Raw genomic sequence first — 13,374 nt, 5'->3', positions numbered from 1 at the left:
AGATGGGCCCATGGACAGGCAGCAGGAGTTCGTGCTCCGCACGGTCGAGGAGCGCGACATCCGCTTCATCCGGCTCTGGTTCACCGACGTGCTCGGTGTGCTCAAGTCTGTCGCGGTGGCGCCCGCGGAGCTGGAGTCGGCGTTCACGGAGGGCATCGGCTTCGACGGCAGCGCCATCGAGGGGCTCACCCGGGTCTTCGAGGCGGACATGGTCGCCAAGCCCGACCCGACCACTTTCCAGGTACTTCCCTGGCGGGGTGAACGGCACGGCACGGGGCGCATGTTCTGCGACATCCTGACGCCGGACGGTCAGCCCTCGCTGGCGGACTCCCGCAATGTGCTCAAGCGCACACTCGCGAAGGCGAGCGACCGCGGGTTCACGTTCTACACGCACCCCGAGGTGGAGTTCTACCTCTTCAACCAGATGACCAAGGGCGACCCGACGCTCGAGCCGGTCGACCAGGGCGGGTACTTCGACCACCTGGCGCGGGGGTCGACGCACGACTTCCGCCGTGCGGCGATCACGATGCTCGAGTCGATGGGCATCTCCGTCGAGTTCTCCCACCACGAGGCGGGCCCGGGGCAGAACGAGATCGACCTGCGCTACGCCGACGCGCTGACCACCGCCGACAACCTCATGACGTTCCGCACGGTCGTCAAGGAGGTGGCGCTGGAGCAGGGCGTGTTCGCGTCGTTCATGCCCAAGCCGCTGGCCGACCAGCCGGGCTCCGGCATGCACACCCACGTGTCGCTGTTCGAGGACGACCGCAACGCCTTCCACGAGCCGGGCGCGCAGTTCGAGCTGTCCAAGACGGCGCGCCAGTTCATCGCGGGCCTCATGGTGCACGCCGGTGAGATCACCGCCGTCACCAACCAGTACGTCAACAGCTACAAGCGGCTCTGGGGCGGGCAGGAGGCCCCGAGCTACGTGAGCTGGGGCCACAACAACCGGTCCGCGCTGGTCCGGGTGCCGATGTACAAGCCGGGCAAGGGCAACTCGGCACGCATCGAGTACCGCGCGCTCGACTCGGCCGCGAACCCCTACCTGGCCTTCGCGGTGCTCCTGGCCGCCGGCCTCAAGGGCATCGAGGAGGGCTACGACCTCCTCGACCACACGGAGGACGACGTCTGGGAGCTCACCGCCTCCGAGCGGCGCGCCCTGGGCATCGCACCGCTGCCGCGCGACCTCGACGAGGCGATCCAGCTCATGGAGAAGTCCGAGCTCGTCGCGGAGACGCTCGGCGAGCACGTCTTCGACTACTTCCTGCGCAACAAGCGCGAGGAGTGGGAGGCGTACAGCGCCCAGGTCACCCCGTTCGAGATCAAGCGGTTCCTCCAGCTCTGAACCTCTACTTCGGCGAGTTCGCGTCGTAGGGTCAGGGGGTGCAGAGCCGCCGACCCGAGACCCTGACGACCCACCTGATCCGGGCCGGGTTCGCCGACCTCACCCGCTCGGCCTCGCTGTGGCGGGATCCCGACCTGGTATCGGTCCTGGACAGCAGACCGCAGGGCGCCAGGGGCACTGACCAGGCGGCCGGCCCGGACCGCGGCGACGTCGAGCTCGCGCCGGCGGACGCCGCGCTGCTGCGTGCGCTCGCGGTCGTCGCCGACCCGGACCTCGCGCTGCTGCAGCTCGTCCGGCTCGCGGCCGCCGCGCCGGACCGGCTGCGCCCGCTCCTCGCCGCCCCCGACGTCGAGCCGGCGGAGTCCCGCGACGCGGACGACGACGAGGCGCCCCAGCCGTCCGCGCGCGACCGGCTGCTGCGCGTGCTGGGTTCCTCGTCCGCGCTCGGCGACGAGCTGGTGCGCCACCCCGCGCTGCTGGACCTGATCGGCGACCGCACGCCGGGCACCGGCGTACCGGCCGAGCTCGTGCGCGCGGAGCTGCTGCGGGCCGTGGACGCAGACGCCGAGTCGGACGAGCCCGTCGCGGGGACCCACGTGCCGGCCGGCGGCGCGGCACCCGCCGAGGGCGGACCGTCGTCGTACACCGACCGGCTGCGCCGGGCCTACCGGGCGCGGCTGCTGCGGATCGCCGCCACCGACGTCACGGCGCCGGACCCCATGGTGGTGCTGCCGGCGGTGGCCGCTGCGCTCGCCGACCTCGCCGCGGCGGCGCTGGAGGGCGCGCTGGCCGTCGCGCGCGCCGACGAGGACGACCACGCCGTCGGCGTGCGCCTGGCAGTGCTCGGCATGGGCAAGACCGGTGGCCGGGAGCTGAACTACATCTCGGACGTCGACGTGATCTACGTCGCCGAGCCGGGAGTGCTCCCCGACGGCACGCCGGCGTGCGACGAGGACCACGCCCTGCGGGTGGCTGCCCGGCTCGCGGGGCGGCTCGCGCAGGTGTGCTCCGGCCCGTCCGCCGAGCCCGCGCTGTGGCAGGTCGACGCCGCGCTGCGGCCCGAGGGCAAGCAGGGGCCGCTCGTCCGCACGCTGGCCAGCCACGTCGCGTACTACGAGCGGTGGGCCGTGACCTGGGAGTTCCAGGCGCTGCTGAAGGCGCGCCCGGTCGCGGGTGACCTGGCACTGGGGGAGGAGTACCGCGCCGCCGTCGGGCCGCTGGTGTGGCAGGCGGTGGAGCGGCCCAACTTCGTGGAGGACGCCCGCGCGATGCGCAAGCGCGTCGAGGACAACGTGCCCGTCACCGAGGCCGACCGGCAGATCAAGCTCGGCAAGGGCGGCCTGCGCGACGTCGAGTTCACGGTGCAGCTCCTGCAGCTCGTGCACGGGCGCGCGGACGACGACATCCGCTCGCGGACCACGCTCGACGCCCTGGCCGCCCTGTCGAAGGGTGGCTACGTGGGACGTGAGCACGCGCGCCGGATGGGGGAGTGCTACCGGTTCCTGCGGGCCCTGGAGCACCGGATCCAGCTCTTCCGGCTGCGCCGCACGCACCTCATGCCGACCGCGGAGGCCGAGCTGCGCCGCATCGCGCGCGGGCTGGGCCAGGGCGGCGCCGACGACCTCGTCAAGACGTGGCGGTCGGTGCGGCGTGAGGTCCGCGACCTGCACGAGGCCGTCTACTACCGGCCGCTCCTGCCCGCGACGGCGCTGCTCTCGACCGGCGAGGCGTCGCTGGCTCCGCGGGCCGCGATGGCCCGGTTCGCCGCGATCGGCTACCGCGACCCGGCGGGCGCCATGCGGCACGTCCAGGCCCTGACCGACGGCGTCTCGCGCCGGGCGGCGATCCAGCGCCAGCTCCTGCCGGTGCTGCTGGGCTGGTTCGCCGAGGGGGCCGACCCGGACGAGGGGCTGCTCGCCTTCCGTAAGCTGTCCGACACCCTCGGCTCGACGCACTGGTACCTGCGGCTGCTGCGCGACTCCGCCGAGGCTGCGTCCCGGCTGGCGCAGGTGCTCTCCTCCTCGCGGTACCTCGCCGACGCGATCGGGCGGTCCCCGGAGTCGGTGCGCTGGCTCGCGGAGTCCGACTCGCTGGCACCGCGCGGGGTGCGCAGGCTGGCGGCGGAGGCGGACGCGCTGCTCGGCCGCGCGCAGGAGGTGGACGCCGCGACCGTCGCGCTCCGCGCGCTGCGGCGGCGCGAGCTCGCCCGCACGGGCGTCGCCGAGGTGCTGGGCGCGCTCGGCCCGGTCTCGGCGGCCAGGGCCATCTCGGACGCCGCCGACGTCGTCCTGGCCGGCGGGCTGCGGATCGCGGAGCACGACGCGCGGGCGGAGCGCGGGGTCGCCCGCGGGGACGAGCCCGCCCGGCTGCTCATCGTCGCGATGGGCCGGCTCGGCGGCCAGGAGCTCGGCTACGGCTCGGACGCCGACGTCATGTTCGTGTACGAGGCGGTCGGCGGCGCGCCGGACAAGCAGGCCAACGACTACGCCCTGACGGTGGCGAAGAACCTGCGGCGCATCCTGTCCGCCGTCGGGCCGGAGCCCGGCCTGCCCGTCGACGCCGACCTGCGGCCGGAGGGTCGCAACGGGCCGCTGGTGCGGTCCTTCGAGTCCTACGTGGAGTACTACGACCGCTGGTCGTCGCCGTGGGAGGCGCAGGCGCTCCTGCGGGCGCGGGCCCTGTCCGGGACGCTGAGCGTGGTCGCGGCGGGCGGCCCGGAGGAGGGCGCGGTGGCGGCCCTGCTGTCGGACGGCGGGACGGCCGGCGCCGGCGAGCTCGACCTGGGGCCCGGCGCCGAGGGCGGCGCGTCGCTGGGCGCGCGGTTCACCGCGCTCATCGACCCGCTGCGCTACCCGGAGGGCGGCCCGGACGCCGCGGTGCTGCGCGAGGTGCGGCGCATCAAGGCGCGCGTGGAGTCCGAACGGCTGCCCCGCGGCGCGGACCCGGCGCGGCACCTGAAGCTGGGCCGTGGTGGGGTCTCCGACGTCGAGTGGACGGTCCAGCTCCTGCAGCTCCAGCACGCGTTCGAGGTACCCGGCCTGCGGACCACCGGCACCGTCGCCGCGCTGAAGGCGGCGCGGGACGCGGACCTGCTGGCGGACGACGACGCCGAGGTGCTGCTGGAGGCCTGGCGGCTCGCGTCACGGCTGCGCTCGGCGATAGTGCTCTGGTCAGGGCGGACGACGGGCTCCGGCGTCGACATGCTGCCGCACGACAGCCACGCCCTGACCGGGCTGGCGCGCCTCCTCGGTGACGTCGGCACCGGACCTGAGCTCGAGGAGCTGTACCTGCGGCTCGCCCGGCGGGCGCGCGGGGTGATGGAGCGGGTGTTCTACGGCGCGGAGTGAAAAGCCGCATATCCACGCACTCGTGGCGATAGGGTGACTGCAGCTTCGTCGATTTCCGCCCCTCGGGAGGGGTCCCGGGCCGTGCGTGCGACGGTTCGGTCGGCCACATCAGTCGGGCACACAGCCGTGCGAGCCAGACGCCGTCGGAGGGAGGCCGGAGTGCGCTTGCTCACCGAGGGCAGCCAGATCGGCGACACGTACGAGATCGAGCGCTACCTCGGCCAGGGCGCCTACTCCGAGGTCTACCGGGTGCGGCACCGCTTCCTGGGCCGGCAGGCCATGAAGGTGCTCAAACGGGTCGGCACGCTGGCCGAGACACGCCGGATGCTCGGCGAGGCCACGCTGCTCTCCACGCTCGGCCACCCCAACATCGTGCGGGTCTTCGACGCCGGGACGGTGCCGACACCCGCCGGGGACCGCGGCTTCTTCACCATGGAGTACGTGGCGGCGGGCAACCTCGACGACTACCGGCGCTCGCGGCCGGCCGGTTCCGTCCCGGTCGACGACGCGGTGGAGATCCTCGTGCAGCTCTGCGCGGGGCTCGCCGTGGCGCACCGGTCGGACCCGCCCATAGTGCATCGCGACATCACGCCGTGGAACGTCCTGGTCGGGTACGACCAGGACCGGCTGCGGGTGCGGGTCGGCGACTTCGGGCTGGCCCGGCGGGTCGAGGCCACGTCCGGGCTGACCAGGTCCGAGGGCACGCTCGCGTTCATGGCGCCGGAGGCGTTGCGGTACGGCCAGGGTGCGTCCCCGGCCGGTGACGTGTATGCCGTCGGCACGCTCGCGTACCTCCTGCTCACGAACCTGCTGCCGTACGACGACGTGCCGGCCACGGTCTTCGGCGCCCAGCACCGGCCGCCGCCGATCTCGCCGCACGACCTCAACCGCGACGTGCACCCCGACCTGGCCGGGATCGTGCTCGGCGCGCTCGACCCCGACCTGACGCGTCGGCCCGCGGACGCGGCAGTGCTGGGCGGCGCTCTGACGGCGTGGCAGGACGCGCACCGGGCTACGGCCGGGGAAGAGGCGAGCTGATGAGCGTCCCCTCCGACGTCGCGCGGGACATCGACCGCGTGCTGCGCCCGCTCGAAGGGCACGGCCTGTACCGGAACAACGCGTTCCGGGTCACGGGGCTGCCCACCGACGTGTCGAACCGGCAGGTGCGCAGGCACCGGGAGGAGACCCAGAACCCGTACTACGTGACACCGGTGCCCGACGGCGACGTGCCGCTTCCGCCGTCGGACGACCCGGACGCGTTGCGCGCCGCCTTCGAGGTGCTGCGCGATCCCCTGGCCCGGCTCGTGCACGAGCTGTTCTGGATCCGGTCCGACCAGCCGAGCTGGCACGAGCACGCGGTCTTCGCGCACTCCCGGGCGCTGGAGGGGACCACGCCCGACGGGCGGGTGGCGCACGAGGAGACCTGGGACGACTGGCGGGTGGGCCTGCGCCTCCTGGCGCAGGCGTTCGCCGCCGAGGTGACGTGGGAGTGGGTCCGGTCGCGCGCGGCCGAGATCGACGACCCCCGCCTGTCCGTCGCCGTGCTCCGCGCGCTGCGCGACCGGCTGCCGGAGCACGTCATCGGGGTGTCCGTCGGGCTGGCGGTACGGGCCGCCGGCGTCGGTCAGGAGCTGGCGGAGCACCAGATGAAGGTGCTGCGCGGGGCGGGCTTCGAGCCGATGCTGGTGCGTGACGCCGCCCGCGCCGCGGTCGAGCCCGCGACGGCCCGGGTGCGGAGCGCCTGCGAGAGCGCGCGGGAGGCCGAACCGTCCGCCGGGCTCTCGGCGGCGTCGGCCCTGCTGGAGGAGACGACGTCGGACCTGGCGACCTGCGCGGCGGTCCTCGGGAACGACGACGACGTGGTCGGCGCCTGCCGGGACGAGGTGGCGCGCTCCGTCAACAACTGCGTGCTCGGGTTCGTCAACCTCTACGTGGAGACGGCGCCGGCCGCGCTGTCCACCCAGACCGTCCTCGACCTGCTCCGTGAGGCCAGAGCCCTGGCGTCGTCGCCATCGGTCGCCACGCTCCTGGACAACAACATCGCGGACATCGAGGGCTATCAGGCGCGGCGCGCGGCGGGGGCCGGCTCGGGTGCCGATCTGGGCTGCCTGCCGCTGCTCTTCTTCTTCCTGGTCGGGGGCGTGGCCTCCTGGCTGTTCGTCTACAACGTGATGGAGCTGGGGCCGATCTGGTCCGTCGTGCTCGCCGTCTTCGGCGGGTTCACGGCGGTGGGCCTGGTCGGGCAGGTCGTCGAGTTCTTCCAGGCGGTCTTCGGCTCGCGGACCCGATGAAGCCGTCGCCATCACCGTCGCAACCGCTGTCGCAACCGATACGAGGAGTGGATGGGTGAACGCCGCACCACGACGCCGGCCCGGCGCCCGCAGCCTGTCGGCCTGGTCCCGGCAGCACCGGTTCCCGGCCGAGTTCCGGATCCCGTCGCCTGCCCTGGCTCCGGACCCGGCCGCAGACCCGGCTCGAGTCCCGGGTCCGGACCTGGCTCCGGAGCCGGCTCCGGCTTCCGGTCCGGCCTCGAGCCCGGCGGCCGCCCCGGCGCCGGACCCGCTGCCCGACCCGCGACCCGGCGTCCTGCCGGGGGACCTGCCGGGCGACCTGCCCGACGACGTGCTGGCGGGCCTGGTGACGGAGCTCTGGCGCGCCCGCAACAAGGTGGACGGTCCCGCGGCCGAGCAGGACCCGCCGCGCGCCGTGCGCTGGGCGAACCGGTATCTGGCCGCCGCGGACGACCGCCTGGTCCGGGCCGGGATCGAGGTCGAGGGACACGACGGGCTGCGGTTCGACGTGGGCATGGACCTGCGCGTGCTGGCCTACCAGGACGACCCGGACGTCACCGAGGAGACGGTGGTCGAGACGATCCGCCCGTCGGTCCGCCGCGCGGGGCGTGTCATCCAGGAGGGCGAGGTGATCGTGGCGGTACCGGAGAGGTCAGGCGCGAAGAGGTCAGGCGCGGAGCGGGCAGCGGCAGAGAAGAGAGGAACCGACGATGCGTGACACGATCGACATCGGGATCGACCTGGGCACCACCAACAGCGCCGTCGCCGAGGCGAGGGGCGCGAGCGCCGAGGTGGTCCGCAATGCCCAGAACCTGGAGTTCACACAGTCGGCGGTGTACGTGAGCCGCACGGGCAGCGTGCTCGTCGGGCAGAAGGCCGGCGCGCGGGTGGTGTCCGACCCCGACAACGCGTGCGCCGAGTTCAAGCTCCGCATGGGCCGCCGCGACCAGGACAAGGTGTTCGAGGCGTCGGGCCGCACCCTGTCGCCGGAGGAGATGTCGGCGGAGGTGCTCAAGTCGCTGCGCCTCGACGTGCAGCGCCGCACGGGCGAGTCGATAGTGACCGCCGTGATCACCGTGCCTGCCGCGTTCACCGCCGACCAGACGGCCGCCACGAGCAGGGCTGCCGAGCTCGCCGGACTGCGGGCCGCACCCCTGCTGCAGGAGCCCACCGCCGCCGTCTGGGCGTACACGGCCGACGTCGAGGCGCCGGACAAGGGGTTCTGGCTGGTCTACGACTTCGGCGGCGGCACGTTCGACGCCGCCGTCGTGAAGATCGAGGACGGCGAGTTCAGGGTGGTCAACCACGCGGGCGACAACTCGCTGGGGGGCAAGCGGATCGACTGGGCGATCGTCGAGGACCATCTGCTGCCCCGGCTGCAGCAGGATCACGGACTGAGCGACGTCACGGCCGACGACCCCCGTTACCGGGGGGTGCTCGCGCAGCTCAAGCGTCTCGCCGAGTCGGCGAAGGTCGAGCTGTCGCAGCAGGAGAGAGTCGAGATCGAGGCGGAGATCAGGGTCGACGCCGGCCGTGACGTCGAGTTCTACTGCGAGCTGACGCGCGACGACCTGGCGGACATCGCGCGGCCGCTGGTGGCGAGCTCGATCCGGCTGTGCCGCCAGTCGCTGGCCGAGAGCGGGATCCCGGCGGCGGCGTTCGAGCGGCTGCTGCTGGTCGGCGGCTCGTCCCAGCTTGCGCTGGTGCGCGAGATGCTGGCCGACCCGGCCGACGGCCTCGGCATCCCGCTCGACCACAGCCTCGACCCGATGACGGTGGTGGCGCGCGGCGCGGCGATCTACGCGGCGACCCAGCGCATCCCTCGCGAGGTGCGGGCAGCGGCACCGGCCGCCCCGGGCCGTGCGCGGCTGAATCTCGAGTACTCGCCGGCCGGGCTGGACCCCGACCCGCTGCTCGGCGGCCGGGTCCAGGCGGACGGTGTCGCCGACTGGACCGGCGGGACCGTCGAGATCCGCAACACGACGACCATGCCACCGTGGAGCACGGGGGCCGTCGGGCTGCGCCAGGACGGGTCGTTCTCCGTACGCCTGAGGGCCCCGGAGATCGCGACGCACACGTTCACGGCGACGGTGCACGACCCGGCGGGTACCGAGCTGGCCACCGACCAGACGGGCCTGACCTACCAGCGCAAGAGCGGCGGGATGGGCGGCGCCCCGACCATGAGCCACTCGCTCGGCGTCGGCCTCGTCGACAACACTGTCGCGCCGCTGGTCCGGCGCAACACCGAGCTGCCGAGCACAGGCCGGGTCAACGGCCTGCGGACCACACAGGCGGTCGACCGGCGGTCCGGCGCCGGCCTCCTGCGCATCCCGATCCTTTCGGGGGAGCACGCGCGCGCCGACCGCAACACCGTGGTGGGCCAGCTCGTCGTCCGCTCGGACGACATCGAGCGCGACCTGCCCCTCGGTACGGAGGTCGAGGTGGTCGTGCGCGTCGACAGCAGCTTCGGTATCGAGGCCGAGGCGTACATCCCGTTCCTCGACGCCGAGTTCGCGATCGACGTCGACCTCGTCCGCCCGGTGCTCCCCGACCTCGCGGACCTGCGGGCGGCCCGCGCCGCGCTCGACGCCAGGTACCACGACCTGCGCGGCCAGGGTGAGCAGATCCGGGCCGTCGAGGCACTGGCCCGGCTGGACCGGCTGGACGCCGACGGCGTCATGGAAGAGATCGACCGGCTGCTGCGCCAGTCGGAGGCGGACCCGGACGCGACGGCGACCTGCCAGGCCCGGCTGCTCGACGCCGACTCGGCCCTGGACGAGGTCGACGAGCTCCTGGAGCTGCCGAAGGTCGTCGAAGAGGGGCGCGAGGCACAGGGGATCGCCAACGAGGTCGTCGCGGAGGCCGGCAACGGCCGCTACGCGGACGAGCTCAGGCGGGCCGAGGCCGAGCTCGAGGACGCCATCGCGCAGGGCAACCGGACGGTGATCGAGCGGCGGACCAACGAGGTCCGGTCCATCGCGATCCGGGTGTTCGAGGACAACGGGCAGCTTCCGCTGATCCGGTTCGCGGCCCTGGAGAGCGAGCTGGACGGCGACTCGCGCCGGGAGGTGCAGCGCCTCCTGGGTGACGGCCGCTCGGCGGTCGCCGCCGGCGACCTGAACCGGCTCACCGGGGTCAACGCGAGGCTCGACCGGTTCGTGGACCGCAGCGGCGGGAGCAGCACCACGCCGTCGATCCTCGGGGACGGGCTCCTGGGCAACGGGGGCGGGCGGTGACCACCATGGTCGAGGCAGCCGGACCTGCTGGGGCCGACCCCGCGGCGGTCAGGACCGCGGTGGCCGACGCCGCGCTGCACGCGCGGGCCGGCCGGTACGACGCCGCGCGACACCTGCTCGACGGGGTCGGTGGCGAGGACAGCGACGACGTGGCGGTCCTGGACCTGCTGGCCCGCGTGCACGCCCAGCGCGGCGACCTGGTCAGGGCCGACGCCTGCTGGGCCCGCGTCGAGCGCCTGGACCCGGAGCATGCCGGAGCAGCCGACGGGCGCCGCCGGATCCGCACGCTGTGGTCAGGGAAGCGCACCGGCGGCGGCCTCGCGCTGGGCGCCGCGGCGGCCTGTCTCCTGCTCGCTGGCGGCGGGGTCGTCACCGGGTGGGCGCTCGCCTCCCGCCCCGCCGACCAGCAGGCGGACCCGGCCGTGGCCCAGGAGCTCGCCGAGCTGAGGCACGAGCTGAACCAGATCCGTACGGCGACCCCGCCGCCGTCGGACGAGGCGACCCCGGACGGAACGACGTCGCGCGAGGCGGCTCTGCGGGCGGTGCGCGACGCCCTGGGAGACCGACGATGGACCACCACGCTCGACGCACGAACCGTCCTCGTGACCTTCCGCGAGCCGGTGTTCGAGGCCGGCGGCGCCGAGACCTCCCGGAGCGGGGCCGATGTGCTCACCGGCCTTGCCGGGCCGCTCGGTGATCTGAAGGACGTCGAGGTGACCGTCATCGGCCACACGAGCGACACCGCACCCGTACCGGGGAGCCGCTACCGCGACAACGCCGAGGTCAGCCTGGCCCGGGCGCTCGCGGCGGCGCAGGTCATCTCGTCGGGCAGCGGGATCCCGCTGAGCGCGATCGACGTGGCCGGCGCGGGCGACGTCGACCCGCCGTACCCCAACACGGACGAGGCGAACCGGGCCAGGAACCAGACGGTGACGGTGGCGATCGAGGTCGTGCCTTAGGGGTGCCGCCGGTAGGCAGCTCTTAGCCGCGGCTAGCCTCCGGCGCCCGGTGCGGCCGGGAGCCCGATCGCCGTCAGGAAAGCGCGGGTCGCCGGGCTGGGCCCCGGCTTGGGCCAGACGACGTACTCGACGCGGCTCGGCGCATCGGTGACCGTGGCGGTGGCCAGCCCGCCGAGCTCGGGCGCTCGTTGGAGATACGTGGAGGGCAGGAAGCCGATCGCCAGCCCGTGCCGGATGAGCTGGGCCATGAGGGGCGCGTCGGTGACCTCGAAGGCGACGTCGCGGCCGAGGCCGGCCTGAGCGAAGGCCTGATCGGTCTGGGCCCGTCCGGCCGACCCGTACGGGAAGTCGACGAACGGTTCGGCGGCGAGGTCGGCGAGGGCAAGGCCCTCGGCGCTCGCCCGTGGGTGGTCCGGGGCGAGGACGGCGACCAGGCGGTCGCGGGCCAGCTCGTGGCGGTGCACACCGCTCGGCCGGGCGGAGCTGGGCAGCCCGAGGAACGCGACGTCGAGCCGCCCGGCCGCGACGTCGGTCGTCAGCAGCTCGCTCGGGCCGGTGCGCAGGGAGACACGCACCTGCGGATGCCTGCCGCGCAGGTCACGCAGGGCAGCCGGCACGTCGACGGCGGCGACCGTCGGGATGACGCCAACGCTGAGCCGTCCCCGCACCTCGCCGACGGTGGCCGCCGCGTCGGCCGCGGCGCGTTCGGCGGCCTCGAGCGCCTGCCGGGCGGCGGGCAGGAACGCCTCACCCGCCGCCGTCAGGCGCACCTGGCGGCTCGTGCGGGCGAAGAGCGCGGCGCCGAGCTCGTGCTCGAGCCGCTTGATCTGGTGGCTCAGCGCCGACTGCACGACGTGGCAGCGTTCCGCCGCCCGCGTGAAGTTCGACGTCTCGGCGACCGCGACGACGTAACGCATCTGCTGGAGCTCCATGCGATCAATCGTGCATCACGATCGATCGCATGAAAAGGATGTGTTGGACTCATCGGTAGCTGCAGGCGAAGACTGGAGCACATGGACACCACGACACTCCGGCAAGGCCACCGCCAGGGCCGGACGGCGGCGCTCACCGCCGTCGCCGCCCTCACCGCCGTCACGGCGCTCGCCCCGACGGTCTGGGGCACCACGTACTTCGTCACCACCGAGATGCTCCCCGCCGGGCACCCGCTCTTCGCCGGGCTCGCCCGTGCGCTGCCCGCCGGGCTCGCCGCCGTCGCGATCGGCGCCGCGCTCGGCCGGGCGACCGCCGTGCGGAACGGCTCGGCGGCCCGGGCACTGCCCCACGGCGCGTGGTGGTGGAAGAGCGCGGTGCTCGGCACGCTCAACATCGGGCTCTTCTTCCCGATGCTGTTCATCTCCGCCGAGCGGCTGCCCGGCGGCGTCGCGGCAACGCTCGGCGCCGTCGGCCCCCTGTTCGTCGCGCTGCTCGCCGTGCCGGTGCTCCGGGAACGACTGTCCGTGCGCCGGGTCGCCTGGGGTGTCGCGGGCGTCGTCGGCGTCGGGCTCGTGGTGCTGGGCCCGGGCGCCCGCCTCGACGCGGCAGGTGTCCTCGCCGGACTGGCCGGCGCCGCCTCGATGGCGCTCGGCGTCACCCTGACCAAGCGCTGGGGACGCCCCGAGGGCGTCGGCCCGGTCTCCGCAGCGGGCTGGCAGCTGACCGCGGGCGGCCTGTTCCTCGTCCCCGTCACCCTCGTCGCCGAGGGTCTGCCGCCCGCCGTCGACGGCCGGGCGGTACTCGGCTACCTCTGGCTCGGCCTGGTGGGCGGCCTCGTCGCCTACGTGCTCTGGTTCCGCGGCATCGGACGCCTGCCGGTCACCTCCGTCGCGTTCCTCGCCCCGCTCTCGCCCATGGTCGCGGCGGTGATCGGCGTCGGGGCGCTCGGCGAGAGCCTGTCCGGGGTCCAGGTCGCCGGCTTCGCGCTGGCGCTCGCGGCGGTGCTGGCGGGGCAGCTGCCGCCCCGGACCCGGCGGGCGGAACGGGTGGCGCGTGCGGCGTCGGCGTCCGCAGGGGTCTCGGCGGCGGCACCGGCACCGGCGTCCGCCAGGGTCCAGGAGCTGCAGGTCGCACGATGACGAGCCGGTTGTGCGGTCACCAGAAAAACCGTTGCCCCGACCGCGCGGCCCGGAGCATCGTGGTGTCCTCCCGAGCGAAAAGGAACCCCGATGACGGCTGTCACGCCCCGTGCCCTGACCCTCC

The 13,374-nt window shown here is 74.1% G+C and carries 9 protein-coding genes; 8 read left to right on the top strand and 1 reads right to left on the bottom strand.

Going from position 1 to position 13,374, the window contains the following annotated elements:
• Positions 1 to 10 precede the first annotated feature (10 nt).
• The 7 genes from glnA to ACFWE2_RS04385 all read left to right on the top strand — a co-directional run bounded on the left by glnA (position 11) and on the right by ACFWE2_RS04385 (position 11,178).
• Positions 11 to 1,345, top strand: coding sequence for a type I glutamate--ammonia ligase (gene glnA / locus ACFWE2_RS04415; protein ID WP_377223000.1), 1,335 nt, complete (start codon positions 11 to 13; stop codon positions 1,343 to 1,345).
• Positions 1,346 to 1,383: 38 nt separating this feature from the next.
• The gene (locus ACFWE2_RS04410; protein WP_377222999.1) at positions 1,384 to 4,692 is read left to right on the top strand and encodes a bifunctional [glutamine synthetase] adenylyltransferase/[glutamine synthetase]-adenylyl-L-tyrosine phosphorylase; all 3,309 of its coding nucleotides are present in this window, start codon (positions 1,384 to 1,386) and stop codon (positions 4,690 to 4,692) included.
• 159 nt (positions 4,693 to 4,851) lie between these two features.
• Complete coding sequence (locus ACFWE2_RS04405; RefSeq protein WP_377222998.1) at positions 4,852 to 5,730, top strand: serine/threonine-protein kinase; 879 nt, start codon at positions 4,852 to 4,854, stop codon at positions 5,728 to 5,730.
• The gene (locus ACFWE2_RS04400) at positions 5,730 to 6,983 is read left to right on the top strand and encodes a hypothetical protein (protein ID WP_377222997.1); all 1,254 of its coding nucleotides are present in this window, start codon (positions 5,730 to 5,732) and stop codon (positions 6,981 to 6,983) included. The genes ACFWE2_RS04405 and ACFWE2_RS04400 overlap by 1 nt, the downstream gene beginning before the upstream one ends.
• Positions 6,984 to 7,038: 55 nt before the next feature.
• On the top strand, positions 7,039 to 7,701 hold the full coding sequence (locus ACFWE2_RS04395) for a hypothetical protein (RefSeq protein WP_377222996.1): 663 nt from the start codon (positions 7,039 to 7,041) through the stop codon (positions 7,699 to 7,701).
• The gene (locus ACFWE2_RS04390; protein WP_377222995.1) at positions 7,694 to 10,219 is read left to right on the top strand and encodes an Hsp70 family protein; all 2,526 of its coding nucleotides are present in this window, start codon (positions 7,694 to 7,696) and stop codon (positions 10,217 to 10,219) included. Before ACFWE2_RS04395 ends, ACFWE2_RS04390 begins: the two co-directional genes overlap by 8 nt.
• 5 nt (positions 10,220 to 10,224) lie before the next feature.
• The gene (locus ACFWE2_RS04385; protein WP_377223029.1) at positions 10,225 to 11,178 is read left to right on the top strand and encodes an OmpA family protein; all 954 of its coding nucleotides are present in this window, start codon (positions 10,225 to 10,227) and stop codon (positions 11,176 to 11,178) included.
• A 32-nt stretch (positions 11,179 to 11,210) separates the two neighbouring features.
• Here ACFWE2_RS04385 and ACFWE2_RS04380 read toward each other — a convergent pair whose 3' ends face one another.
• Entirely contained in the window at positions 11,211 to 12,110 is a 900-nt protein-coding gene (locus ACFWE2_RS04380; protein ID WP_377222994.1) for a LysR family transcriptional regulator, read from the bottom strand.
• 81 nt (positions 12,111 to 12,191) lie between these two features.
• Here ACFWE2_RS04380 and ACFWE2_RS04375 point away from each other — a divergent pair, with 81 nt between their 5' ends.
• Complete coding sequence (locus tag ACFWE2_RS04375) at positions 12,192 to 13,250, top strand: EamA family transporter (protein ID WP_377222993.1); 1,059 nt, start codon at positions 12,192 to 12,194, stop codon at positions 13,248 to 13,250.
• The last annotated feature ends 124 nt before the right edge of the window (positions 13,251 to 13,374 follow it).

Source organism: Promicromonospora sp. NPDC060271 (assembly GCF_042726755.1).
Classification (GTDB): domain Bacteria; phylum Actinomycetota; class Actinomycetes; order Actinomycetales; family Cellulomonadaceae; genus Promicromonospora.
The sequence above is the reverse complement of the archived record's forward strand: the minus strand, read 5'-3'. Positions and strand labels throughout refer to the sequence as shown.